General features: G+C 54.7%; 23 protein-coding genes and 1 pseudogene. 18 read left to right on the top strand and 6 right to left on the bottom strand.

Going from position 1 to position 25052, the window contains the following annotated elements; genetic code table 11:
- Window positions 1-132 precede the first annotated feature (132 nt).
- The 6 genes from AC07W5_RS06340 to AC07W5_RS06315 all read left to right on the top strand — a co-directional run bounded on the left by AC07W5_RS06340 (window position 133) and on the right by AC07W5_RS06315 (window position 5908).
- On the top strand, window positions 133-561 hold the full coding sequence (locus AC07W5_RS06340; RefSeq protein ID WP_494994480.1) for a MarR family winged helix-turn-helix transcriptional regulator: 429 nt from the start codon (window positions 133-135) through the stop codon (window positions 559-561).
- Entirely contained in the window at window positions 558-2645 is a 2088-nt protein-coding gene (locus tag AC07W5_RS06335) for an FUSC family protein (RefSeq protein WP_495022987.1), read from the top strand. The genes AC07W5_RS06340 and AC07W5_RS06335 overlap by 4 nt, the downstream gene beginning before the upstream one ends.
- On the top strand, window positions 2642-2851 hold the full coding sequence (locus tag AC07W5_RS06330) for a DUF1656 domain-containing protein (RefSeq protein ID WP_030128598.1): 210 nt from the start codon (window positions 2642-2644) through the stop codon (window positions 2849-2851). Before AC07W5_RS06335 ends, AC07W5_RS06330 begins: the two co-directional genes overlap by 4 nt.
- Window positions 2848-3738 (top strand): efflux RND transporter periplasmic adaptor subunit, encoded by an 891-nt coding sequence (locus AC07W5_RS06325; RefSeq protein WP_494994478.1) that lies wholly within the window; start codon window positions 2848-2850, stop codon window positions 3736-3738. The genes AC07W5_RS06330 and AC07W5_RS06325 overlap by 4 nt, the downstream gene beginning before the upstream one ends.
- A complete protein-coding gene (locus AC07W5_RS06320; RefSeq protein ID WP_495022986.1) occupies window positions 3735-5183 on the top strand; it encodes an efflux transporter outer membrane subunit in 1449 nt (482 codons plus the stop codon). The genes AC07W5_RS06325 and AC07W5_RS06320 overlap by 4 nt, the downstream gene beginning before the upstream one ends.
- 92 nt (window positions 5184-5275) lie before the next feature.
- The gene (locus tag AC07W5_RS06315) at window positions 5276-5908 is read left to right on the top strand and encodes an NADH:ubiquinone oxidoreductase subunit N (RefSeq protein WP_494994476.1); all 633 of its coding nucleotides are present in this window, start codon (window positions 5276-5278) and stop codon (window positions 5906-5908) included.
- Between the two features lie 131 nt (window positions 5909-6039).
- Here AC07W5_RS06315 and AC07W5_RS06310 read toward each other — a convergent pair whose 3' ends face one another.
- Together AC07W5_RS06310 and AC07W5_RS06305 are read right to left on the bottom strand one after the other, a co-directional pair.
- Complete coding sequence (locus AC07W5_RS06310; RefSeq protein WP_495022985.1) at window positions 6040-6696, bottom strand: DUF2931 family protein; 657 nt, start codon at window positions 6694-6696, stop codon at window positions 6040-6042.
- Between the two features lie 2 nt (window positions 6697-6698).
- Window positions 6699-8099: a phospholipase effector Tle1 domain-containing protein gene (locus AC07W5_RS06305; protein ID WP_495022984.1), complete on the bottom strand. Its 1401-nt coding sequence runs from the start codon at window positions 8097-8099 to the stop codon at window positions 6699-6701.
- A 12-nt stretch (window positions 8100-8111) separates the two neighbouring features.
- On the opposite strand from AC07W5_RS06305, the gene AC07W5_RS06300 reads away from it, so the two are divergent.
- The 5 genes from AC07W5_RS06300 to mqo all read left to right on the top strand — a co-directional run bounded on the left by AC07W5_RS06300 (window position 8112) and on the right by mqo (window position 13707).
- Entirely contained in the window at window positions 8112-8402 is a 291-nt protein-coding gene (locus tag AC07W5_RS06300) for a hypothetical protein (RefSeq protein ID WP_495022983.1), read from the top strand.
- A 559-nt stretch (window positions 8403-8961) separates the two neighbouring features.
- Window positions 8962-10473 (top strand): YdgA family protein, encoded by a 1512-nt coding sequence (locus tag AC07W5_RS06295; protein WP_495022982.1) that lies wholly within the window; start codon window positions 8962-8964, stop codon window positions 10471-10473.
- Window positions 10474-10798: 325 nt separating this feature from the next.
- Window positions 10799-11356 (top strand): YbhB/YbcL family Raf kinase inhibitor-like protein, encoded by a 558-nt coding sequence (locus tag AC07W5_RS06290; RefSeq protein WP_495010950.1) that lies wholly within the window; start codon window positions 10799-10801, stop codon window positions 11354-11356.
- Between the two features lie 32 nt (window positions 11357-11388).
- Window positions 11389-11586 carry a hypothetical protein gene (locus AC07W5_RS06285; protein ID WP_495022981.1) on the top strand — a complete coding sequence of 66 codons (198 nt, stop codon included), beginning with the start codon at window positions 11389-11391 and terminating at the stop codon, window positions 11584-11586.
- A gap of 471 nt (window positions 11587-12057) precedes the next feature.
- Complete coding sequence (mqo, locus tag AC07W5_RS06280; protein ID WP_494994488.1) at window positions 12058-13707, top strand: malate dehydrogenase (quinone); 1650 nt, start codon at window positions 12058-12060, stop codon at window positions 13705-13707.
- Between the two features lie 140 nt (window positions 13708-13847).
- Here mqo and AC07W5_RS06275 read toward each other — a convergent pair whose 3' ends face one another.
- The 3 genes from AC07W5_RS06275 to AC07W5_RS06265 all read right to left on the bottom strand — a co-directional run bounded on the left by AC07W5_RS06275 (window position 13848) and on the right by AC07W5_RS06265 (window position 16028).
- The gene (locus AC07W5_RS06275; protein WP_495022980.1) at window positions 13848-14003 is read right to left on the bottom strand and encodes a hypothetical protein; all 156 of its coding nucleotides are present in this window, start codon (window positions 14001-14003) and stop codon (window positions 13848-13850) included.
- A 462-nt stretch (window positions 14004-14465) separates the two neighbouring features.
- On the bottom strand, window positions 14466-14957 hold the full coding sequence (locus AC07W5_RS06270; RefSeq protein WP_495022979.1) for a PIN domain-containing protein: 492 nt from the start codon (window positions 14955-14957) through the stop codon (window positions 14466-14468).
- Between the two features lie 3 nt (window positions 14958-14960).
- Window positions 14961-16028, bottom strand: coding sequence for a helix-turn-helix domain-containing protein (locus AC07W5_RS06265; RefSeq protein WP_495022978.1), 1068 nt, complete (start codon window positions 16026-16028; stop codon window positions 14961-14963).
- A 90-nt stretch (window positions 16029-16118) separates the two neighbouring features.
- Between AC07W5_RS06265 and AC07W5_RS06260 the strand changes: the two genes are divergently transcribed.
- The 7 genes and pseudogenes from AC07W5_RS06260 (at window position 16119) to AC07W5_RS06230 (ending at window position 24780) form a co-directional block, all read left to right on the top strand.
- Window positions 16119-16352 carry a DUF2188 domain-containing protein gene (locus tag AC07W5_RS06260; protein WP_495022977.1) on the top strand — a complete coding sequence of 78 codons (234 nt, stop codon included), beginning with the start codon at window positions 16119-16121 and terminating at the stop codon, window positions 16350-16352.
- A 252-nt stretch (window positions 16353-16604) separates the two neighbouring features.
- Window positions 16605-17306: a multiubiquitin domain-containing protein gene (locus tag AC07W5_RS06255; protein WP_495022976.1), complete on the top strand. Its 702-nt coding sequence runs from the start codon at window positions 16605-16607 to the stop codon at window positions 17304-17306.
- Entirely contained in the window at window positions 17303-18709 is a 1407-nt protein-coding gene (locus tag AC07W5_RS06250) for a ThiF family adenylyltransferase (protein WP_495022975.1), read from the top strand. Before AC07W5_RS06255 ends, AC07W5_RS06250 begins: the two co-directional genes overlap by 4 nt.
- Window positions 18710-19039, top strand: coding sequence for a ubiquitination-like system serine protease family protein (locus AC07W5_RS06245; RefSeq protein ID WP_495022974.1), 330 nt, complete (start codon window positions 18710-18712; stop codon window positions 19037-19039).
- A 676-nt stretch (window positions 19040-19715) separates the two neighbouring features.
- Window positions 19716-22868 carry a metallophosphoesterase family protein gene (locus tag AC07W5_RS06240; RefSeq protein ID WP_495022973.1) on the top strand — a complete coding sequence of 1051 codons (3153 nt, stop codon included), beginning with the start codon at window positions 19716-19718 and terminating at the stop codon, window positions 22866-22868.
- A gap of 212 nt (window positions 22869-23080) precedes the next feature.
- A pseudogene (locus AC07W5_RS06235) lies at window positions 23081-24135 on the top strand (IS630 family transposase).
- Between the two features lie 24 nt (window positions 24136-24159).
- On the top strand, window positions 24160-24780 hold the full coding sequence (locus tag AC07W5_RS06230; protein WP_495022972.1) for a hypothetical protein: 621 nt from the start codon (window positions 24160-24162) through the stop codon (window positions 24778-24780).
- A gap of 3 nt (window positions 24781-24783) precedes the next feature.
- On the opposite strand, the gene AC07W5_RS06225 is transcribed toward AC07W5_RS06230, so the two are convergent.
- On the bottom strand, window positions 24784-24996 hold the full coding sequence (locus tag AC07W5_RS06225; protein ID WP_495022971.1) for a tyrosine-type recombinase/integrase: 213 nt from the start codon (window positions 24994-24996) through the stop codon (window positions 24784-24786).
- Between the last annotated feature and the right edge of the window lie 56 nt (window positions 24997-25052).

The raw sequence follows: 25052 nt of genomic DNA, 5'->3' as shown, positions 1-25052 counted from the left end.
GGAACGATCGGTCGGTCTGCTTTACCAATTTGTTTCAAAACTTGACTGAATTTATTCTTCGGGCCATATTGATAGTTAGCAAACTAACAGTATTCGAGTTTCCTTTTGTCAAAAAATCTCGACGCTCTCCAGATGAACATCAGCATTGGCATGGTGGTCGCTTCGCGGCATTGGCGGCGGATCTGTCAGACCACGCTGGTCAACTATGGCGTCTCCGAAGCCTGTGCCGTCCCGTTGTTGATGATCGGGCGCCTGGGTGAGGGCGTGCGTCAGGTAACGGTGGCCCAGGCGGTGGGGATGGAGAGTCCGTCTCTGGTGCGTTTGCTCGATCAGCTGTGCAAGGCCGGCTACGTTTGCCGCACTGAAGATGCCCATGATCGTCGCGCCAAATGCTTGAGCCTGACCCAGAGCGGTCGCGAACTGGTGCAGGCGGTCGAGGCGCAGCTGGCGCGCTTGCGCCGTGAGGTGCTCGAAGGTATCGATCCCGCGGATCTAGAGGCTGCGTTGCGGGTGATCCGCGCGTTTGAATCGGCCACTCATTTACCAGTGACGACGTCTTGAACGGATTTTTTGCCGGCATGCCACCTGCGCGGGACTGGTTTTATGGCGTGCGCACCTTCGCCGCGTCGATGATCGCGCTGTACATCGCCTTGTTGATGCAGATGCCGCGCCCGTATTGGGCGATGGCCACGGTTTATATCGTTTCCAGCCCTTTCGTCGGCCCCACCAGTTCCAAGGCGCTGTACCGCGCCGTCGGTACTTTTCTTGGTGCGGCGGCGGCGTTGTTTTTTGTGCCGATGTTTGTGCAGGCGCCGCTGTTACTGGCGGTGGTGATTGCGCTCTGGACCGGCATTCTGCTGTTCCTTTCCTTGCACCTGCGCACGGCCAACAGCTACGCGCTGATGCTCGCCGGTTACACCTTGCCATTGATCGCCCTGCCGGTTGTGGATAACCCCCTGGCGGTGTGGGACGTCGCAGAAGCGCGAACCGAGGAAATTTTCCTCGGCATCGTCTGCGCTGCGGTGATCGGCAGCATGTTTTGGCCACGGCGCCTGGCGCCGGTATTCGTCGATTCGACGGGCAAGTGGTTTGCCGATGCGGCGACCTACAGCCAGCGCTTTCTGAGCCGTGCGGTGCAACCCGAGGAAGTCAGCGCCCTGCGTTCCTCGATGGTCGCAACCTTCAACAGCCTCGAACCGATGATCGGCCAATTGCCCCACGAGGGCGCGCGGCCGCAAACGGTGCGCAATACCAAAGAGTTGCGCGGGCGGATGATTCACCTGTTGCCGGTGGTGGATGCGCTGGACGATGCCTTGTATGCCCTTGAGCGGCGTACGCCAGAGCTTGTGGATAAGTTCGCGGCGCTTTTGCTTGCAACGAATGAATGGCTTGAAAACACCGCCAATGACGCGTCTGTCGAGCGCTGGCAAACGTTGCGCAGTCAGCTCCAAGCCTTGCAACCGAGCCTGGATGCGCTGGACGACCGCCGCCAGTTGTTGTTTTCCAACGCGTTGTATCGCCTCGGCGAGTGGATCGATTTGTGGCAAGACTGCCGCAGCTTGCAACAGGCGATTCACAGCGAAAGCCAGGATATCTGGCGCGCGGTCTATCGCCATTGGCGCCTGGGACGGTTGACGCCGTTTCTCGATCACGGGCTGATGCTGTATTCGGTGGCGTCGACCATTACCGCAATCATCGTCGCTTCGGTGTTGTGGATGTTGCTGGGCTGGACCGACGGTGGCAGCGCGGTGATTCTGGCGGCGGTGGCCTGTAGCTTTTTCGCCTCGATGGACGACCCGGCGCCACAGATTTACCGGTTCTTTTTCTGGACCGCGATGTCAGTGCTGTTCGCCAGCCTTTACCTGTTTTTGATCCTGCCCAATCTGCATGACTTCCCGATGCTGGTGCTGGCGTTCGCCGTGCCGTTTATCTGTGTTGGCACGCTCACGGTGCAGCCGCGTTTTTACCTCGGCATGCTGCTGACCATCGTCAACACCTCATCGTTTATCAGCATCCAGGGCGCTTACGACGCGGATTTCCTGAGCTTCGCCAATTCCAATCTGGCAGGCCCCATCGGGTTGCTGTTCGCGTTCGTCTGGACCCTGATCGCCCGGCCATTTGGCTCGGAGCTGGCGGCCAAACGCCTGACCCGCTTCAACTGGCGCGAAATTGTCAGCCTGACTGAACCGGCGACCCTGGCCGAGCATCGACACATGGGCGTGCTGGTGCTCGACCGGCTGATGCAGCACTTGCCGCGTCTGGCGATGACCGGTCAGGACACCGGCGTCGCCCTGCGCGAAGTGCGGGTGGCGTTGAATCTGCTGGACTTGCTGGCCTACATGCCACGGGTATCGGGTGCGCCGCAAGCCTTGCTGCGCCAGGTGGTGGCCGAGGTCGGCGAGTACTTCAAGGCGTGCCTGAAGGCCGGTGAACGTTTGCCGGCGCCGAGTCCGCTGTTGATGACGCTTGATCGAACACGCCGTTCTCTGAGCAGCCAAGGCTTGCCAGGCGATGGCGAAACCCGTCTGCATTTGTTGCACGCACTGAGCGGTTTGCGGCTGGCGCTGTTGCCGGGCGTGGAATTCGTTGGCGCTGGCGACCTCGAAGAACCGCTTCCCCATGGCATCGATGGAGCGCCTTTATGATCGGTGATCTGGATATCAGCGGGGTGTTCCTGCCCACGTTGCTGGTGCTGATGGGCATTACGTATGTGTTGTACCTGCTGGTGCACGGGTTGCTGACGCGCTTGCACTTTTATCGTCTGGTCTGGCACCGGGCATTGTTCAACGTTGGTCTCTACGCTTTGTTGCTCGGCGCCGTGGACTCACTCAGTCGATACCTGATGACATGAAAAAACCTTTATTGACCCTCGGTCGCGTGGTTCTGACTCTGTTAGTGGTGACCTTTGCCTGTGTCGTGGTCTGGCGCATGGTGATGTATTACATGTTTGCACCGTGGACGCGGGACGGGCATATCCGGGCCGACATCGTGCAGATTGCGCCTGACGTCTCGGGCCTGATCCAGCAAGTGCAAGTGCGCGATAACCAACTGGTGACGCGTGGTCAGGTGTTATTCAGCATCGACCAGGACCGTTTCAAACTGGCCCTGCGCCAGGCCAAGGCTGCCGTCGCCGACCGCCAGGAAACCCTGGCTCAGGCCCAGCGCGAGGCCAAACGCAACGGTGGCCTCGGCAACCTGGTGCCTCGTGAGCAATTGGAAGAAAGCCAGTCTCGGGTCGCCCGTGCGCAATCGGCGCTGGCCGAGGCACAAGTGACGGTGGACAGCGCGCAGCTGAACCTCGACCGATCGGTGATCCGCAGTCCGGTGGACGGCTACATCAATGACCGCGCGCCACGAGCCCAGGAATTCGTCACGGCCGGGCGGCCGGTGTTGTCGGTGGTGGACAGCAATTCCTTCCACATCGACGGTTATTTCGAAGAGACTAAACTCGACGGCATTCATGTAGGCCAGAGCGTCGATATTCGGGTGATCGGCGACCGGGCGCGGCTGCGCGGGCATGTCGAAAGCATCGTCGCCGGTATCGAGGACCGCGACCGCAGCAGCGGCTCTAACCTGCTGCCCAACGTTAACCCGGCCTTCAGCTGGGTGCGGTTGGCGCAGCGGATCCCGGTGCGTATTGCCTTCGATGAAGTGCCGGAGGATTTCCGCATGATCGCCGGGCGTACCGCTACGGTTTCGATTATCGGTGACACGCCCGAGTCGGGAGCCAGGCCATGAAATCGGCGGTGCGCTTGGCAGTGGCCGGGCTCGGCTTACTGCTTTCGGCCTGTCAGGTCGTCGGGCCCGATTATCATCTGCCGGACAATGCGGCAGTGCGCCGCGAAGACCTGCAAGGCGATCTGGCGGGGGCGGACAGTAATGTGGTCTCTGCACCGGTACCGAGCGATTGGTGGCGGCTGTATCAGGATCCGCGTCTGGATGAACTGGTGCGTCAGGCCATGGCGTCGAATACTGACTTGCGGGTGGCGGCGGCCAACCTGTCCCGGGCTCGCGCTCAGGTCGACGAAGCTCAGTCGGCCGGTGGCTGGAGCGGTGGGGTGAAGATGGGCGCGCAGCGCTTGCAGGAGTCCGGCGAGGCGTTTTTGCTGGCCGATAAAGTGCCGGTGACCAACGTCGGCGATATCGGGATCAGCACCTCGTATCAATTCGACTTGTTCGGCACCTTGCAGCGCGGGATCGAAGCGGCCAAGGCCAACGCCGATGCCACCCAAGCGGCAGCGGACACCGCGCGGATCACGTTGGTCGCGGACGTTGTACGGGCTTACACCCAGATATGCGCCGCCAACGAAGAACGGGAAATCGCCGAACATTCGCTGGACCTGCAAGCTCAAAGCACCACGCTCACTCAGCGTTTGCGTGACGCCGGGCGTGGTGACGAAACCCAGGTCACCCGTTCGCAAACCCAATTCAAATCCCTGCGCGCCGAACTCCCTCGGTACGAGGCGGCACGTCAGGCCGGGCTGTTCCGGTTGTCGATGCTGCTGGCCAAACCGGTGGAGCAATTGCCTGCCGGTACCAACAGCTGCGCGGAGCTGCCGCACATTGCACAATTGTTACCAGTCGGTGACGGCGCGACACTGCTCAAGCGTCGGCCGGACGTGCGCCAGGCTGAACGTCGCCTGGCGGCTGCGACGGCCGGGATCGGCGTCGCCACCGGCGAGCTGTACCCGAATATCAGCATCGGTGCGTCCATCGGCACGGTTGGTATTCTGGAAAATCTGGGCAAACCGGCGACCAACCGCTGGGGCTTCGGCCCGTTGCTGAGCTGGACCGTGCCGTCCAATGGCTCTCGTGCACGGATCCGTGAGGCCGAAGCGTCGACCCAGGGCGCCCTGGCGCATTTTGACGGCGTGGTGCTCAACGCCATCCGCGAAACCCAGACCGGTCTGGCGCAGTATTCCGCCGTCCTGCAGCGCCGCGATGCTCTGGCCGATGCCGAGCAATCGGCACAACTGGCGGCGGATCAGACTCACCGCTTCTTCCAGGCCGGCCGTGCGTCGTTTCTGGCTGACCTGCAAGCGACCCGGACTTACACCGATGTCCGCGCCCAGCTGGCCTCGGCCAACACTCAGGTTGCCATCAGCCAGATCGATTTGTTCCTGGCGCTGGGCGGTGGTTGGGAAAGCGGACGAACGCAAGGTTCTGAGCACGCGAAACCCTGAGGCCGTTGCTATGCTTTGAACAGTTGGGTTCGCACACCTCGATTGCGCGAATTCACCGATCAAGGCTTGCGATGGTCATGGGGATTTGAATGATGAAAAGCCCTTATGCTCCCGGCTTCTGGTGCGCCATCGCTGCGGTGGTGCTGCTTTCTGCTACCTATTTCTACGGCATCATGCTGGCCCATCAGATCGACAAGGCGCTGCTTTTTCTCGACAGTGTCATCGCGTTGATCGCCGTACTGTCCATCGTGATGGTCGCCTGGGCCATGTTTCAGGGCCAGCGGGTCAAGAAAAAACAGCTCGAACAAGGCAAAACCCTGGTGCTTATCTGGGATACCAAGGTTGCGTTGCGCCGGGTCGAAACGGTGTTTGACCGTTACTTCTGGGGCAGTTACTGGCAACCGGGGCGCACCTTCCAGGAGGTCATGGGTGAACTCACCGGCACACCGCTGGAAAAAAGCCTCGAGGCCCTGAAACACCAATGCCTGGTCCTGGACAAGCAAATCGCTGACGGTCGGCACTGGCTGAACAATGCCCGCGAACTCTCCGACGTCGCCACCGCCATGGCCCGGGAACGCTATCAACTGGATTTCTGCGACCCGCGTTCGGAGTCGCCCAGCGGGGCGGTGATCAATCGGGACTTTGAAGTGCTGGTGTACACCTGGACGGCGCGGCTCAAGAGCTTTGATCATCAACTGGATGAAATTGAAGTTCAGTATTCCTGAGGGAATGAGGGCCCCGAAGATCGCAACCTTCGATAGCTCCTATGGCAAACGAGTACACCCCTGTAGGCGCGGGCGTACGCAAAACCCGGAGCTGGCGTAGGTTGCGATCTTTTTGCGTTTTCAACAGAGCCTCACCAGCTCCCGTAGGGGATGCCGAAGCGTTCGATGTAGCGTTTGGAGGCGGCTTTGATGCTGACGTAATACCCTTCGTACATCCCTTGATCCGGCCCCAATGGCTCGATGCCGACCACGGCGCGGTCGGCTTTGTTGGCGTGGAAGCAGTCGTCCCGCACCCAGACTTGAATGACTCCACCGGGGGCCAGGCCCAGATTTAACGAGGCGGCGGAGTTCGCGGTGATTTCTGGCATCTTGTGGCAGCGCTGCGCAGTGGCGTTGCGCATGGCATTCCGGGTTTCTTCCGAGATATCGATCCAGCCGCTGTAGGTTTTTCGCTCGACAATCGACTGCCAGCGCACATAGATGCGTTTGGGCAGGTCGGCGCCAACAACCGGCATCCCTGAACCGCCGACTCCATCCCAGCCGCGGGCTACTTCAGAGTCAAATTGTTCTCCCAGCGTCTGTGCTGCAACGCCGGCAGCAACATCGCGGAACAGCCGGCCTTGGATGTCTTGCACTGCTGAAGTTTCCACCCACACGGTCATATAGGCCGGCTCGGTAAAACCGATGTACCACCAGCGGCTCCTATAATCATTTTTGGCAGAGAGCGGGTCCGGTGTCTGGCATCCGCTCAGAGCTAATAGCGCTAGAAGGGGAAAAAATCTTTTCATGGCTACAGCATCCATTCCGGTACATGAGGGTGTTGCACCCGCACGGCGTCCGTGGTCGGGGCGTTGACATAGATCAGCTCGAGTTTGCTGGTGCGCGGTCCGGCGAGCAGCCCCGGCGTCCAGTGGGCAGACCTATGGATGTAACGGTGCCTGAGCAGCTTCTCTTCGGCGGGCGTCGTGCTGTAGTCGCCCGAGATAAAACGATCGCATAGCGTTTGCAGTTCAGAAGGCGGACGTAACCCCGGTCTTTCATTGATCTCTTCAAACTGCACACCGTGCTTTTTCGCCGCCTCGTACATCACCCGCAAATACACCTTCGCCAATCCGGCGCTAACCTTACGCTGCAGCAATAAGCCGACAAAAACCCTTTTGTGTTTCGGGGCCATACGGTCCTGTGAGTCGGCCGGTAGTAGTTCGGGTTCGGGGGTGACAAGCCTCAACATGTCCAGGGGCCAGCCTTTGGCGTGCCATGTGGCTCGCGCTTGTTGGGCGTCGTGGTAGATCGAGGTGGTTTTCACATCGGTGTGTGCAGGCACGTCCAGTGCCTGCAGCGGGATGAGCATTACCCGTTCTTCGGCCTCGTCCCGGTAGCCGCCGCCGAGGTCCGAATGGGCGCCGGGCAGGCTGATTTCCGTATGGTCCGGACCCACCCGATTCAGGGCGAAGTTGGCGCGGTGCTCGTCTCGCGCCACCAGATGCAGCACATGGGGAAAGAACTTCGGGTGCAAATGCAGCTTGACCCCCGGCGCGGCCGGGCTGCGTACATAACCCAGGTTGCTCCAGCCGCCCACCGAGGCCACGGTGTCGAACAACCCGATAAACCCGGTGTGCACGCTTTCGCCATAGATTTTGCTGAAACCATTGGCGAAGAATTTTTTGGGCAAAGCCAGGGTTTCGTGCAAGGGACTGCCGATTCTCGCCATCGTCAGGCAGGCGAAGTGCCGCGCTGCTGCCGCGCCGCGACTGAAACCGAATACGTCGAAGATGAGGGAATGAATCTGGAGATCTGGATTTTCATTATGGAAGTCAAGAAGCCTTCGTTTTGCCTCACCAAATGCTTGAAATACCCGGGCCTCAATTCCCGTCTCGCCGCGACCCATCGCCGAGCCCAGCAAGCTGTCTTGCTCACCGGCCGTGGTACCGATTCCCTCAACGTAAACTTTCTTGAACGCCAGTTTTTGCGTTTTGATATCGCGGGTACTTCGGGAATCTAGGTAAAGGTCATAAAGACCCTTCACATTCGTCACCTCATTCCCATAACTCCCGCTCGGATCCTGCATGTACGGCTTGCAACTCCCACCCAGATCCTGCGGGGCGATCGGATGATGAGCGCCACAACGCTGGCCCAGCTCCACGTTGAACGGGTTGTTGCCCGTGCCATCGAAAAACACGCCGATGCGCAAGGTGACGGTGACTTGTCGGCGTTGTTCTTCGGCCTGTTTCTCTTCCCATCGACGATTGCATTCATCTTCATGGGCCTGTTGCCGGGCCAGCATGGCTGCGTTCTGCTGTTGCGCCGTCTCGGCGTAGAAGGCTCTGTCGTTGGTTCGTTCCGCCCGTTGTGTTGCCTGCGCCTGATCACGGCACACGGCGCAATGGTATCCATCGACTTCATTTTTCATTCGGCATCCTTTTTTCAGTCGACCCATCCTTGGGCCGGAAGCCCAATGGCAGGCTTCAAGCTAAAAATGCGCCCCAAACGGTAAGGCCGGATGCCAGTTGCGGATTGATAGTCTGTGGGAAGTGCGCTGAATTCGCTGCACCTGGAGCTGACAGAAAAAACGCACTCTAAAACGAGGTTTGGCATAAATCCGGGCGAGAGGGACCAGGAGCGTCAGTTCTTATCGTCTGAACCAGGCCCGAGCCTTCGGCAGTGACTACAGGGGAAGTGACGGGGAGGGATTTTTCCGACAGTGTTTTGAGGTTGCGTTGATTTTGCGCGCGGCTAACCTTCGCGGGTCGCTGCCAATTCAGTGATCGGGTGTGGCAGCCCGGATACTTCATAAACCCAGAAGGCCGCAGGGCGTTTTTCTGTGCTGGCTGCTTTGTGGCGGCTGTGCGTGGGAGGCTTCGGCCTTTGAGCTCGAAGGCTCACGTCGCAGCGTGGGACCGATCGTCGAATGGTTGGTATTACCTTCAAAGGTTCGGTTGGCCCGTACGGCAAATGCTAATCTCCTATCACTTTTAGCGGAGTCGAGCCGCAACCCGTCAAGGGTTCAGGGAAGACCACCACACTTTCAACAACGGACATTGATCGGGCCAAACATGAACAAATCAGCAGGCGTACTGTTAGGAATCGTTGTCGCGATAGGTGCAATCAGCGCCGGCGGCGGCTGGTACACCGGCACCAAACTGGAAGGGGCGCTGCAAGCCTCGATTTCCGATGCCAACAAAGAGCTGCAAACCGCAATGGTCGGCTCCAACGGTACCGCGACCCTGGAATTGGTATCGCTGGATCGCCAGTTGTTCAGCAGTACCGCGCACTATCGCCTCAAAGGTCAGGGCGAAATGTTCGGTGCGGCCCCTGAAGGCGTTGAATTGCTGTTCGTCGACCATATCGAACACGGCCCGCTGCCGTTCTCGCGTCTGATGTCGCTGAAGCTGTACCCGGTCCTGGCGACCAGTCGCTACGAGCTGGAGAAGACCCCGTTCACCGAAAAATGGTTCGCCGCCACCAAGGATGCTTCCCCGCTCAAGGGCGTGCTCAACATGGGTTACGACCGTTCTACCAACGGCACGTTCGAACTGTTGCCGCTGGAGCTGGCGCTGGACGACAAATCCAACCTGAAATTCTCCGGTATGAATGTCGATATTTCTGCCAGTGCCCAGGCGCAGAAGGTCAAAGCCAATGGCTACATGGACAGCCTCAACCTGTCGACGGTCGCTGAGGATCAGACTCCGGTTCAGGTCGAGCTCAACGGCCTGACGCTGGCCAGTAATCTTACCAAGAGCAGCTACGGCTTTTATCTGGGCCAGAACACCCTTGAGTTGACCAGCGCCAAGACGACCTTTGGCGAGAAGCAATCGGTGCTGACCCTTAAAAACTCCGAAGCAAAAAGCTCCTCTGACGAGTCCGGCACGAGTCTGGCGGGGCGCGCCGACTATAAAGTTGGCGAAATCGCCTACAACGGCAAGGCTGTTGGCGCAGCCAATATGGCCTGGAGCATGAAGAACCTTGATATTCCTGCTGCGATGTCGCTGATGCAGGTTTACCAGAACAAGCTGCGACCCTACGAGGCTGCCGCCGCCGCAGCGGCTGCCGCGGGTGAGCAGGCGCCAGAGCTGAAGCTGACCGTTGCCGAGCAGGCTCAGGTCCAGGCTGATCTGGATAAACTGCTGGCCGCCAAACCGCGGATTGCCCTGGAAAACCTCTCGCTCAATACCGCCAACGGTGAAGGCCGCGTGAGCCTGGTCGTCGACCTGACCAAACCGCAATCGATGGAGCTGCCGCCAATGGAAGTGGGCAAGCAGCTTGTTTCGCTATTGGATTTCAATCTGCTGCTGTCCAAGCCGATGATCGCCGACGTGGCCAGTGTGCAAGCGCAGATAGACGGTCAGACCGATGCCAAGACCATTGCCGACCAAGGGGCCACGACCAGTGAAATGGTCAGCAGCATGGCGGTCGGGACTGAACTGGCAAAACTGGACGGCAACAACATCGTCTCCAAGTTGCACTACGCCAACAATCAGGTGGATTTCAACGGCCAGAAAATGACCGTCGAGCAGTTTGTCGGTTTCGTGATGAGCAAGTTCAGCGGCTCTGTCGTCGCTCAATAAGTCGTCTGTCGAGTCAGCAGCAACTGTCTTAAGCACGCAGGTTCAAGTCGAACGCCCGGTCACCGCATCAGCGGATCGACTGGGCGTTTTGCTTTGCAGGGCGAATCTGAAGGAATGTGCGGATTTGTCTTTTCCCCGTAGTCACCATGGAAGACGGCGTCGTAGGAAAGCATGGCTGGGTCATATGGCGCCGGCCGCCAGCCCTCATTCACTGGCAGCGGCTGCTTTGTGCACTCAGAGAACATCATCTCCACTGCCACCTTACGAACAGTCCAGATATAGTCGTCAGGCCGACGACGGCCCCATCAGCGTAAGGTGCTTTGGTATGACCCGATTTGCTCTCAACCCTTGGTTTGCGGCCGTTGCAGCTGCCCTCTGCCTGCAACTGCCCGCGCAAGCCCAGGAACGCTTCACCCTCAGCATTCCCGGTGTATCGGACAACCGCCTGTTCACCCACTCAGCCGCCAGTGATGCCAGAGGCTGCGGTGGACAAAACGCTTCCCCGGCCCTGAGCTGGAATGCAGGCCCTGAAGGCACCCTCAGCTATGCCTTCGTCATGTACGACCCGGACGGCCAGAAAGGCCAGGGTGTCGATCACTGGGTACATTACGGGATCAAGGCCACCACTCACCGTATTGCGCCTGGTGTCGGCGCAAAATCTGCCCTTGAGGGGGTTGGCGGAACCAACAGCAAAAACACCACCACTTACGTCGGCCCCTGCCCACCCGTCGGCGACAGCGCTCACCACTACATCATCCAGCTCTACGCCCTGGACCTGGCCCCGGACGCCTTGCCCGCCGGCCTGACCCGCGCCCAGTTGATGGAGAAGATCAAAGACCATGTGCTGAGCAACAGCAGCGTGGTGCGGCGTTATCGGCGCTGAGGGATCATTTTTCGGCGCGTTGGAGGTGAGCCATGACGCAACGATTTGACGGCATCTCCAAACTGAAAAACTGCCCGACAATGGGCGAGGACATACGCAGAGCCATTGCTGCAAGCCGTAAGGTAGTGCATCCGGTGCAAGCGCAGGATGAGGAGACTGTTGAGTCTGAGCAGGTCGACAGGACCGAAAATGCGAGTAACTTGCCTGCGAAAAAGCCCCGCCTCTGCTGAAGATCAGTCAGAAGGTGTAAACCTTGTTCAGGACAGGGTTGCTTGGCGATCATGCGGCTAATGCTATATAGCTCATGGTACTATGCCGGTGCGGCCACAGGCCGCAATCAGGTAACACGAACTGGCACGAAAGACCCCATCGTACGTGTCCATGCGCGGTGGCCAAACCTCGAAGGCTTCCCGTAGAGGCCGACGGGCGCGGTTTTAGTGAGCGGGTCGGATCTATCTTTCCTGCGTCCAATGACGTACCAACAGAATCAATGTCACCTAAGTAGCTGAGCCAATAATCAACAAGAAGTCAGCGCAGGAGGGACATAAAAGTGAGGTCGATAGTGTCCTGTCGGCCTTGTATCCACCCTCTATTCCTTCTGAGTGCGGGAGTCTATGGCATATGGCATTGCATGCCGTGAGCCAGGACACCTCATGATTAAGGATTGCGGGCGGATGGCGTTCTATCTTAGGGATCACCGTATGTTGAAAAAAATGAACACGGCTCTGCTGGGCCTTGCGATGTCGATGACGCTCGTGCCCGCTCACGCGGCCGAGGCAAAAAAAGTGGATGTGCTACTCATTGGCGGCGGCATCATGAGTTCGACCCTGGGGGTTGGGCTCAATGAACTCGAACCCGGCTGGTCAATGGAAATGGTTGAACGCCTCGATGGCGTCGCCCAGGAAAGCTCGAACGGCTGGAACAATGCCGGTACCGGCCATTCTGCCCTGGCTGAGTTGAACTACACGCCAGAAGACAAGAATGGCAAGGTCGATATCTCCAAGGCCATTGAAATCAATGAGTTCTTCCAGATCACGCGTCAATTCTGGGCATGGCAAGTCAATAACAACGTCCTGAAGAATCCCCATTCCTTCATCAACTCCACGCCGCACATGAGCTTCTTGTGGGGCGATGACAATATCCAGTTCTTGAAGAAGCGCTACGACGCTCTCCAGACCAGTCCGCTGTTCGGGGGCATGCAGTATTCCGAAGACCCTGAACAAATCAAGAAATGGGTTCCGCTGATGATGGAAGGACGTGACCCGAAGCAAAAGGTCGCGGCTACCTGGACCCCAATCGGTACGGATGTCAATTTCGGCGAGATCACACGCCAGTTCGTCGGGTATCTGCAAACCAAGCCTAACTTCAACCTGAAGCTTTCGAGTGAAGTGCAAGACATCACGCGCAATAAAGACGGTTCCTGGCGTGTTTCCTACAAGAACCTGAAAGACGGCTCTGAAACCCAAACTGACGCCAAGTTCGTGTTTATTGGCGCGGGCGGCGGTGCACTGCATCTGCTGCAGAAGTCGGGCATTCCTGAAGCCAAGGAATATGCAGGCTTCCCGGTAGGCGGCTCCTTCCTGGTGACCGATAACCCGGCGATCGCTGAACAGCATATGGCCAAGGCTTATGGCAAGGCTTCCGTTGGCGCACCGCCCATGTCGGTCCCGCACCTGGATACCCGCGTGCTGGATGGCAAGCGCGTGATCCTGTTTGGCCCTTTCGCGACCTTCTCCACGAAGTTCCTGAAAGAAGGCTCCTACTTCGATCTGCTGACGAGCACGACCGCACACAACATCTGGCCTATGACCAAGGTCGGCATCGAGCAATATCCATTGGTTGAATACCTGGCCGGCCAGCTCATGCTGTCGGATGATGACCGCTTCAATGCCCTGAAGGAATACTTCCCCAACGCCAAGAAGGAAGACTGGCGTCTGTGGCAAGCAGGCCAGCGTGTCCAGATCATCAAGCGCGATGAGGAAAAGGGCGGCGTACTGAAACTGGGAACCCAGGTTGTCAGCTCCCAGGACGGCAGCATTGCAGGTTTGCTGGGTGCATCGCCAGGCGCGTCTACCGCGGTTCCGATCATGCTGAACGTGCTTGAGAGCGTGTTCAAGGACAAGGTCGCCACCCCTGCCTGGCAGGAGAAGCTGCATCAGATCATTCCGAGTTACGGTACCAAGCTCAACGACAGCGCCGATCGCGTTCATCAAGAGTGGGCGTATACCAGTCAAGTCCTCCAACTTAATCCCCCACCCGTGATCGATCAGGCGGGTGCTCCACAAAACCCGGCTCCAGTTCAGGCGAAACCTCAGCACGAGAGTAATCCCGCAGCTGATATGGCCCTGTAAAATGAAGCCCCACCAAACACAGTTTGGTGGGGCTTCTACACGGCTGGCACTATCCAAAGACTGGAGGGAAATATTCCTCAGGGCTTTGCGCTCCGGATCTGCGATCCAGGCTCACATTTTTCCAGTGCCGTTCAAAAATCTCACCACGACGCATAGCGGTCGATTTCGCTTTCGATCATGCGCGCGCAGGCTTGGGTGTCGGTTCTGGTTTCGAAGGTTTGGCGTCGGACTGGATAGCCCATACGGCGGATTTGCGCTTCCCACTGATACTCGCCGCAATTCCTGATTGTTGCCATTTCGACCATTCCCGCCACGTTCACGTGTGGAAAAATTCTGGCAAAACGACTTTCAGGACCAGGACAGGTTTCTGTCAGGAGCGCTATCCCTTGTAATACAAGGGAAAGAAGATGGTGCACCAGGCGGGATTCGAACCCACGACCCCTGCCTTCGGAGTCCTAAAAGTCGACGTTTAGAATCAATACGTTAGCGGGGATTAGCTGGGAAATCAAAGGGTTGTGGTAGCTGGAATTAGCGGGTTTCCGCTCCGGTTAGCGGGGGGGGGGAGTGTGGCAAATTTGTGGCATTTCGATTGGTTTATTAACCTTAAGGAAGGAGCGAGTTCCATCAGAAGGGCGCTCTCATTTGGTCAGTGGCTACGGAATTACCTTGCTCAAGGCCGGACGGTAATGGTCGTTTTTATGGCTGCGTGATCATCCTGCAATCAACTTGGGGGGCTCACACAGCATTCCCATCTTGGTTTAGGCTGCGCGCCAGCGAGCCAATCTCGCCTCAACTTCATCACGAGGCAAGCGGAATCTAGGGTGACTAAGAAGGCTCGTCAGTCCGGCATTCAGTGACTGTACAGGAACACCCCTCTCCTCCATGCGGTCGAGAAGCCAGAGCAGTCCCAGTACGGTGACAGTTCTTGCCGCTGCTTCTCCTCGCAATGCTTTATCACCCGAAACAAGGCAGTGGTCAGGCCTCTTTGAACAGACTAGCGCGAAGCAGTCGGGCAATGACAGCGCCGAACGCTGCGACTTTATATCTTGAGCTTCTGACAGCTCTTGGGCGGTTAGCGCAACAACTCCCAAGCCAAGGGAGCGTAGATATGGACCGTTATGTGTCTCCAACTCGCGCTGATAGAGTAAATCGGGGACTACCATTGTCATTCCGCACGAAAACGCGGCGTCTAGTAGCCCAGCTCGTTCCAAGTCGATCAAAACGGAGGTGTCGGAGACGAGGATGATCAAAATTTACACTCCTATCCCCATCAATCTAGCATCGAGCTCACGAACACTGATTCTTAGCAGCTCGGCGGCTCGGGATTCAGAGACAGCTCCCTCAGCCACAGCTCTGAAGCACATGCGCTCCATTCGTTGTGGTACTTCAGCAGCAAGTAAGTGTGGCTCATTGGATCCCTGACCATTCCAGCCAAGTGCTTTGATCTGTCCGAATAAGCGTCCATAAGTGGCTTTGGTAATTACACTTAGCTGTGCGCAACGCACTACTAGGGAAGCAATGCTTACTTTGAACAGCTTTTTCAGCTCTACCAGCTCGCCAAGTGAAATCGAAGTTCGGTGCTCGCCGAGCAACTGAGTCATCATTTCTTTGGCCATCAGGAAAGCACCGGCAAACCGATCTGCAGCTTTCTCTTGTTCAGCATCACTCAGCCCAGCAAACTGAAGCACTAAGTGGGCTAACTCATGTGCCAAGGTGAAGCGCTGCCGCTCGCCGTTGTGATGTTTGTTCACGACGATCACAGGCACATTCTCTTTCTGCGGTCGACTGACGTGAGCCTTGGAGCCTGAGACTTTCTCTGGCAACTCCAGTGAGATGACCTTGACGCCCTTTTCCTCAAGGAGCTCAGCCATCGACGGGATTGGGTCGATACCCAATTTCCACTGTTCTCTTAGAGAGTCTGCTGCGCGCTCAGCATCTTCGATGTTTTCAATTAAGAAAGCTGGGTCATCGAACAACTGCCAAATCTCACCTGCTTCTGGCATCAGCGCCTCGAGTTCCAGGTAACGCTCTACTTGATCCAGCACAGCCGACTCAACGGCACGCTCCTCTTTAGGGCCTGCTTGTGGACCCTTGCGAAAATCCACGCCGGTAAGTTCAATTTCCTGGCGGCTTAGTAGATATTCCGAAGTCACGCCCAAAGCATCCGCCAGTACCAACAGCGTAGTGGAGCCCGGCATCATTTCATCGCGCTCGTACTTTCCGATAGCCTGCGCCGAAACATGCCCTAGGATGCGAGCGTCAAGCTCTCTCAGGGAGAGCCCTTTGGACTCCCGGGCGCGCTTCAGTCGGTTTCCAATCATGGTCTACTCCCGACTAGTTTGGTTTACAAATTGACAGTTGAAATTATGGTTTGTAAACTCAAGGTCGTCAAGTCTGATAGGAGGTGTGTAATGGCAAATCGCAATAATGTCCACATCGTAAGACGCGCCGATCAGTGGGGTACGCTTCGGGAGGGAGGACAGAGAGCAACCCAGGTTTTTGATACGCAGCAGCAAGCCATCGACGCAGGCCGGCTAATGGCAAAGCAAAGTCAGGGTGAGCTACTGATCCATGGCGAAAATGGGCGCATCCGTGCCCGGGACTCGTACGGCAACGATCCGTGTCCACCGAAGGATGTGAAATGATCGTCCAAAGGTATTCGGTAAACGGTTGCTGTGCTCAACGATACAGGAGGGGAAAAATGCAGATGCATAAATGAAAAGAGGCAAGCTAGAAAGCTTGCCTCTCGTGAAACCAGCAAAGTGCTGACTTCGGGTTTGGTCACCTAAGAGTCTCTCTTCGCTGGTTCACACTGTCAAGTTTTCCCAAGGTTTTCTGTTCATCGCTGTCGACTTTTCGACTAGCGAGGGACCAATTCACTTAAAGGAAATTGAAAAATGACTACCAACGATGAAGCTGTAAACCTGGAAGCCTATGCAAAAGCTAAGCTCGAGGTCCCACACGGAAAGAAGTATCAGATCAAAGTCGACAAGCAGCAATACGTCGTCGATGTATCTGAAATGAGTGGGCGTCAGATCTTAGAACTGGCTGGTAAGGTCCCCCCCGAGCGCCATATCCTTCAGATAAAGGAGGGTCCAAGTGTACGGAAGATCGAGCTTGATGAGGTCGTGAGCTTTCTTAAGCCGGGCATTGAGCGCTTCATGACGATTCCGAACGAGGTTACCGAGGGCGAAGGCCCTGTTCCTCATCGGGACTTCCGCCTTCTTGAAGATGACGAGCAATACTTGAACTCGCTTGGTCTCCTATGGGAGACCTCTATGGTTGGTGGTGTTCGTCGGGTTGTGATTCATAGCTGGCCTGTACCCGCCGGCTACAACAGCAGTGCTGTAGGTGTTAACGTCCAACTGCCACCCGGCTACCCGGACACCCAAATCGACATGGCCTATTTTTACCCGCCGCTTATACGTGCGGACGCTCGTCCGATCGGTGCTCTATCTTCTGATCAATTTGATGGCAAAGAATGGCAACGGTGGTCTCGTCACCGCACGGGTGGCAGTGCATGGCGCATGGGGATCGACTGCCTGGAAACGCACATGACTTTGGTCTCCGACTGGTTAGCCGCGGAGCTAAGCAAATGATGAGGCGCTACTCTTTGGCCATGGCTGGCGTGCATCACATGCAGGCAATGAACCATCTCTTCCCTGGAGATGGAAAGGAGGCTGTCGTGATTGCGCTATGCGGTAAGGCAACAAATGATCGAGGCACCAGCTTTCTGGTGCAGTCGATCATCCCGGTTCCATATGAGGCATGCCGGGTCCGAGAACCTCATCGCGTAACATGGTCGCCGGAATCGGTTATTCCCGCACTTACGGCAGCAATGAATCGGGGACTATCTGTAGTCAAGATACATAGCCACCCTGGCGGTTACGACGAGTTTTCTCACACCGATGATCGATCGGACACCGATTTTTTTTCCTCGGTATTTGGGTGGCTTGACACGGAAGAGCCTCAGGCCAGTGTTGTGATGTTGCCGAGTGGGGAAATGTTTGGTCGGGCGATCTGGCCAGATCGTCTTGGCGAGCCCCTTGATGAGATTCGAATTGCAGGAGACGATATTCAGGTCTGGCGCCAACACTCCACCCCAAAAGTCACTCCTGGCTATGCTCAGCGAATCGCCCAAACTTTCGGTGAAAACACCTACAACCTACTCCGATCCCTTCGGATAGGCGTTGTTGGTTGCTCGGGTACCGGTAGTATTGTGATAGAGCAGCTCGCTAGAAACTGCGTGGGGGAGTTGGTTCTTGTCGACCCTGATCACATTGAGGACAAAAACCTTAATCGCATCCTGAATAGCACTTGGGAAGACGCAAAGCAGGGACGAAGCAAGGTCGAAGTTATGCGCCGAAGCATCACCGCGATGGGCTTAGGCGTGGGGGTCGTTGATCTCAAAGCAGACTTGATGAGTCGAGAGGTCATTCATCAGTTGTCTACTTGCGACGTACTAGTTGGATGCATGGACTCAATCGATGGGCGACATCTGCTGAACAAGCTGGCGAGCTACTACCTTATCCCGCTCATTGATGTTGGTGTCCGTATTGATGCAGATGGTGCTGGTGGCGTTGATCAGATTTGCGCGGCTGTACACTATATCCAGCCTGGCGGTTCCAGTTTGCTGAGCCGAGGTGTGTATACCCAAGCGGACTTGGATGCTGCGTTCTTGAAGCGGGAAAATCCTCAGCAATATGCGGACCGGCTTAAAGAAGGCTACGTCCGCAATGCCCGCGTTGACCAGCCTGCGGTCATATCAATCAATATGCAAGCGGCTGCGCTTGCTGTGAATGAGCTCCTTGCGAGGCTTCACCCCTACCGAGTTGAGTCGAATCGCGAGTATGCATATCGACGTCTTGTGCTCAGCGACCCACCAGCCAGCAGCGACAGTCCGGAAAGTGATTCATGCCCTATATTTTCGGCTCGGATGGGTTACGGCGATACCGAGCCACCGCTTGGGTTGCAGAGTCTTCTAGCCGGATCGGGTGCTTAAATGTTGCGATTCCTTCGTTGGCTTCAACGGCTATTCGGAATCACACCAAAATATCGCTTACGCAAGTGTGATGAGATACCCGATTCACTCGATCAATACATATTGTACGTCGTGGGGTCTGAAGGGTGCTATTGGCTTGCCGCAATGACCTGTCCATGTGAGTGTGGTGATTTGATCCAGCTCTCTTTGGCTAGCTCTGGCCACCCTCGATGGACTATAGATTGGGAAGGCCAAGCGGCCGCGTCACTCCACCCATCGGTTCACCGAACGACTGGATGCCGAAGCCATTTCTTCCTCAAGCAAGGAAAGGTGATCTGGTGTAATGGTTGATACTTAGAGGAGGATTGGCAGTCTGCCCCGTGATGATGTCGTCACCCTTGCTGCTCTCGGGTTCTCCCATCAGCGCATCGAACCGCCGAAGCAAAAAGGCGGCTTCCGGTCTTCCTCGATCGGGAAAAACACAAGGTAGATTACTCGGCTTCGCAAGACGGGAGACACCTATGCTCAGTGACAGCATGTCGCTATCGATCGCTGCCAATGTGTTGGCGAGCAACCACCGCCTTCGGAGTCCTAAAAGTCGACGTTTAGAATCAATACGTTAGCGTGGGTTAGCTGGGAAATCAAAGGGTTGTGGTAGCTGAGGTGAGCGGGTTTTCGCCTCGGTTAGCGGGGCGAGTGTGGCAAATTTGTGGCATTTCGATTGGTTTTTTTTTACCTTCAGGGAAAGGCGAGTTCTCTGTTGGGAAGTGATTCGTTCAACTTTAGGTTCATTAGCCACTAACTAGATGGATGCGCGAAGCCTTGCAAGCTGGCGCGCAAGCGGCGTGATGGAACACCATTGTTACGCCCTTTTAGAAATGATATCTCCCTTGACTCATACCACGGTTTTGATTTTTGAAGGACGTCACCTTGATTTTTCGAGTAATATTTCTTAGCAGGGATATGTTTAATCTGTCTTGAGGTTAAACATTGCCCCTTTGCATGGGAAAGGGCTTAGGGACTATTTATGCATAAGTTGACGTGGTTGCACCTATCAGATATCCATTTTTCACGGAAAACACAATGGCGCGACAGTGCATCTTTAACTTCTCTACTTGAATGCCTAACTCAAGAATTCAACTCAGGTGACTTGCCTCGTCCTGACCTAATATTCTGTACTGGTGATATTGCATATGGAGAGGCCTCTGCAAATCCAATGTCAGGGCAGTATGAAGATGCTAAAGCTTTTTTCGATAAGCTTTTGACAGTTTGTGGTGAGTCAGGGTCTGCTCTACCAAAAGAGCGTTTATTTGTTGTGCCGGGAAATCATGATGTAAATCGCGGAAAAATCAATAGTGACGCACAGGATACCTTAACTGGATGGGCAGCTAGCCCAAATGAACACATCGATAAAATAAATCAGCGATTTGAAGAGCGACCTAAAGAGTTCCTACAGGCGATCTCTAGACTTGATAATTACGCTGAGTTTGTACGTGATTATCTTCCGCATCAAGTCGATACTGAGGGAAGGCATCACTACGGAGTCGTCGCTGAAGTCAATGGGCTGAAAATTGGTATCGCTGGGTTTAACTCTGCATGGACGTGCGCGGGTCCAGAGGATGATCGAAATTTGTGGTTAGCCAGTAAATGGCAATTCAATAAAGCACACTCCGTAATTGGCAATGCTGATATAAAAATCGGTTTAATTCATCACCCAATCGACTGGCTTAACTTGGCTGATCGCGATACTGCTAATAGGCGGATTCCACAGCACTATGATTTTTGGCTTCATGGTCATAGCCATAACGCATGGGTAAGTCCAGGTCAATACCATACCGTTTTGGCCGCTGGCGCTGTAGGCGCTGAGCATTCCGAAGAATTTGGTTTCAATGTTGTCAGTATTGATTCAAGGCAGTCGCATGCAATAGCGCATTTGTTTACACGTAAAGCTGATAGTGATTGGACTCCAGCTCCAGTAGCCTCACATGCACCTAGAGGGAAGTGGAGCTTTGATCTAACAAAAAGACTGGATACTGTATTTGGGTCGGTATCAACAATAAACACGCAGCAGTCAGATTTTGTTGCTGAGTCAGTCGTTGAGATTTCAAAAGATGATTATATCAGCAGGCTGTTTTCAAGAAAATTAAAAGATGCTTTGTTGCTATTTTCATCACACCAAAGCGAATGGATTCAGCCTGTGGTTAGTAGGCAGTCTGAAGTGAAACAAGATATTGATAAGGGTGCTATTATAGACTTAAAAGATCTGGTGGAAAATCCCAGGTCATCAATCATTGAAGCACCGCCACAATATGGGCTGACTTGTCTTGCTCATTATCTTGTAAAGGAAGCATGGTCGTTTAACGAAGGTGCGCTGTGGTTGTATTTGGATGCGCACGAACTAAAAGCTAATCTAGATTCGATTGCCAGCGCAGCAAAAGCTGAACTGGATTTATTGTCCAAGAGTTTGTCGGATGTAAAGTGCGTCATATTAGATTCTTGGTCAAGATCAAGCAAAGATTCAGTCAAGCTGCTGAATAAGGTTTCAGACTTTTTTAAAGGCGTTCCCATTATCTGCATGCTGCAAGTGGGGGATAACTACTTTTCAAAAGAATCGATAGTGATTGATCGGGAATTTGAAGAGCTTCATTTGTGGTCGATGTCTCGTCAAAATATCAGGAAGCTGGTTACGGCTTACAACGACGCTAAGCAAATTGGTGACGAAAACAGCATTACGTCTAGAATAGTTTCTGACTTGGATGTCTTAAATTTGCATCGGACTCCTCTCAATTGTCTAACTCTGCTCAAGGTGTCAGAGGTTGATTTTGATGAGAGTCCGGTTAATAGGTCGGAGATAATTAAGCGGGTACTGTTTTTGTTATTTAATTTTGAGCAGATTCCGACTTACAAGACTCGGCCGGATTTGAAAGATTGTGAATATGTTTTAGGCTACCTCTGCGAGCATTTAATTAGGGCAGGAGAGCACGGATTTACAAGAACTCGCTTCCTTCGAGAGATACAAGACTGCTGTCAAGAGCGATTAATTGATCTTGATATTCAGGTTGTGTTTGATGTGTTGTACGTCAATAGCATTGTCGTGGAGCGAGGTGGGTTATTTTATTTTAAATCCTCTTATTGGATATTTTATTTTGCAGCGCAACGTATGCATCACGATCAAAATTTTGCTGCATACATATTCGAAGATATGCGATATGCACAACATGCGGAGCTGATTGAATTTTATACCGGCATTGATAGGCGTCGTGAGGACGCTATCAAAGTTCTTATCTCCGACCTGCGAACATCTCGTGTGAAGGTGAAAGATAACTGTGGTCTTCCTGAAGATTTAAATCCATACCGACTAGGGAAATGGAAAACTTCCGATGAGACTGAGCTTAGAATGCAGCAGGAGATTGCAAATGGTGTAGCTGAATCAGCTTTGCCTGATTTTATTAAAGATCAATATGCAGATAAGGGATATGACCCGGCCCGGCCGTACAATCAGAATATCAGCAGTATTCTAAGTGAGCATTCATTTGTACGCATGATGCAGGGAGTCTGTGCGGGAGCGCGAGCGCTAAGAAATAGTGACTACGTAACTCCAGATCTTAAAAGAGAGCTACTGTCTGAAATCATGCTGTGTTGGCATGAATTGTCAAAGATATTATTTATCGTGCTTCCTGTTTTGGTTAGAGAACGTAATGTGCTCTACGATGGGGTTCAAATTATTCTTGCTGGGGAGTGTAGCGGAAATCTCCGAGAGCGTTTTTTTGGTGTGCTACAGAATATTCCTTCTACCGTAGCGTTTCGATTTGCAGATGACTTGTATTCGATGAAAATGGGGCCATTGCTTTTTGATCAGTTGCATAGCGGAACAATTGATGATCTAAGCAAGCATGAGCTGATTCTTTTGATTATAAACAAGAGGCCAAGAGACTGGAATAAAGAGGTTGGTAGGTATATTGCCAATGTGCAGCACAATTCTTTTTACTTGCTGGACATATATAACAGCCTCAGAACCCAATACAGCTATGCTTTTGCGTCTCCTCAGGCCCTGAGAGATATTGAATATTTGATAAAAATGGCAGCGATAAAGCATAGCTCTGGCAAGAAAAGTCCCGCTGCAAAAGATATCAAAAAGGCACGATTTAATATTGATATAATCCCCGAAAGAGAAGTCTAGCTGGTACATAAATTTAATTTTTCTAATGCTCCTGGGTCGGGTGGGCGGCTCAGGGGTTATTTATGGTTAGATTACTACACCCCTTCGCTGAGGGCTTGTTCATAAGCCATAGAAAAACTCGTAAGGTCGGTACCTAGTGTGCTGTTCGCGAAATAAATTTCTCCATGTTTGCACTACACTTCAGGTGCCATTCCTACCTTGGAGAGTTCCTGGTGAGCGCTCTGGACATTACGCTTAGCCCCGAAGAATTTGCCGAACTGAGCCGTCGCGTACGTTCCGCCACCATCAGTATCTTGCTGGCAACGCAAGGATCAACGCGAGAAGAAATCGTACGATTGACAGGCTTCTCTCGCCCTACGGTCACCGACTGGTGCCAGCGTTTTCAGGCGCTCAGATTGGAAGGCCTGCTCGACAAGCCTGGCCGAGGACGCAAATCCCCTCTGCCTGCCGACACGATCCGCCGCGTGCTCGAACAGGTCACTCAACCTCGTATCGGCGAGCCCCGCTGGAGCTGCCGAAGCATGGCCCGTGCCGCCGGCATATCAGCGACCACCGTGCATAAACTATGGGTGGCCAATGACTTGAAGCCTCATCTGACACGTACCTTCAAACTGTCGAACGACCCGCCGTTCGAGGAGAAATTCTGGGATGTCATCGGCCTGTACCTGGCCCCGCCAGACAAGGCGTTGGTGCTCTGCTGCGACGAGAAAAGTCAGGTGCAAGCCTTGGAACGCACACAGCCTGGGCTGCCTCTGGGGATCGGTCATATTCAAACAAAATCCCATGCTTACACTCGCCACGGCACGGTCACGCTGTTCGCAGCGCTGGATTATCTCCAGGGCAAACTGATCAGTAGCATCGAGCGCCGGCACGGCCATCAGGAGTGGTTGGCTTTCCTCAAGAAAATCGACAAGGAAACGCCCAAGCATCTCCAACTGCATCTGATCGTGGATAACTATGCGACACACAAGCACGCAAAGGTGAAGGCTTGGCTGGCGAAACATCAGCGCTTCCATGTGCATTTCACACCGACCTCCAGCTCGTGGATGAACATGTCGAGCGGTTTTTCAGGGACATTACCGTGTTCTTGCGCGACGGCAGCTTCGGCTCCGTACGTGAGTTGGAAAGCTCGATTACCGCCTTCCTGGCATTACGGAACGCACGACCGACCCGGTACGTTTGGAACGCAAAGGGCGAGGAAATTTTGAGCAAGATACGGCGAGCACGCGAGGCGATGGAGACGCAGATGGAAGGGCAAGTTATTTAGAAAACAGAACACTAGGACACCTTTTTGACAGATGCGGCTGTTAGCCAAAGAATGGGAACGATGCGGCCATCGTCCCTTGAGTCCGATATCAATCCTGAAGAAGTCTTTCAGCTCGTTTTCCGTGAGATTGAAAATCATGAGGAAACGGGCCGGAAAAATTTTGTTGTCCGTGTTCCGGTGGATCTGGTGGAGTACCTGTTCTCCGGGATTTTGCAGAAGTTGGGTATGTCAAAGGTCGCCTTGGAGCGATTGCTTACGGAGCTCGGTATTTACGGTTTCAAGGACGCAGATGGACGGACTCTGCGGCGGTATCTGAGCGGCCAAACGCGCATGGCTTGGGATACCTATCAGCGGCTGTTATTTTGGGCATTATCGAAGGCGTGGGTCAGCGATTGGGTTTTTTGCGACTTGCTGTTGAGGACGTATCTGCGGGAGGCGGCTCAGCTCAGTGCGCGCAATATTCTGAACACCCTCAAGCGCCGGGTATCGATCTCGGACTTAACCCGTGAGCAGGTTATCGAGTGTTTCAACGAGGTCTATCTGCTCAAGCAGCGGGAACGCGAGGAGACGGTGCTAAACCGTGTTCGAACGGATTCAGAGCTTAGGGAGCTGGCGCTCTCCCTAGGGCTTGAAATTATCGACTGATTATCAAGCTAGCTTCGCAGCGAGTTCTTCTGCGGTGATGTTGTAGTAACGCTTCAGCATGTTCACCTCGCGGTGCCCCGTCACGCTGGCGAGCTCAATCAAATTGGGAAGTTTGGTGGCCAGCCGGCAGGTGGCCTCATGGCGTAGGTCGTGAAAGCGCAGGTCGAGTAGAAAGTCTTCCTGGGGCGTTACCAGAGCGCGTTCGCAATCTCCCAAGTATTTGTCGTCCGCGCTCGCTCCAAACCGCGTGTGAAGGCCTTCTTGAGGGCGTC

It is taken from the genome of Pseudomonas sp. GW821-FHT01E05 (assembly GCF_059422425.1).
Note: the sequence above shows the minus strand (reverse complement) of the source record. Positions and strands in the feature narration are given on the sequence as shown.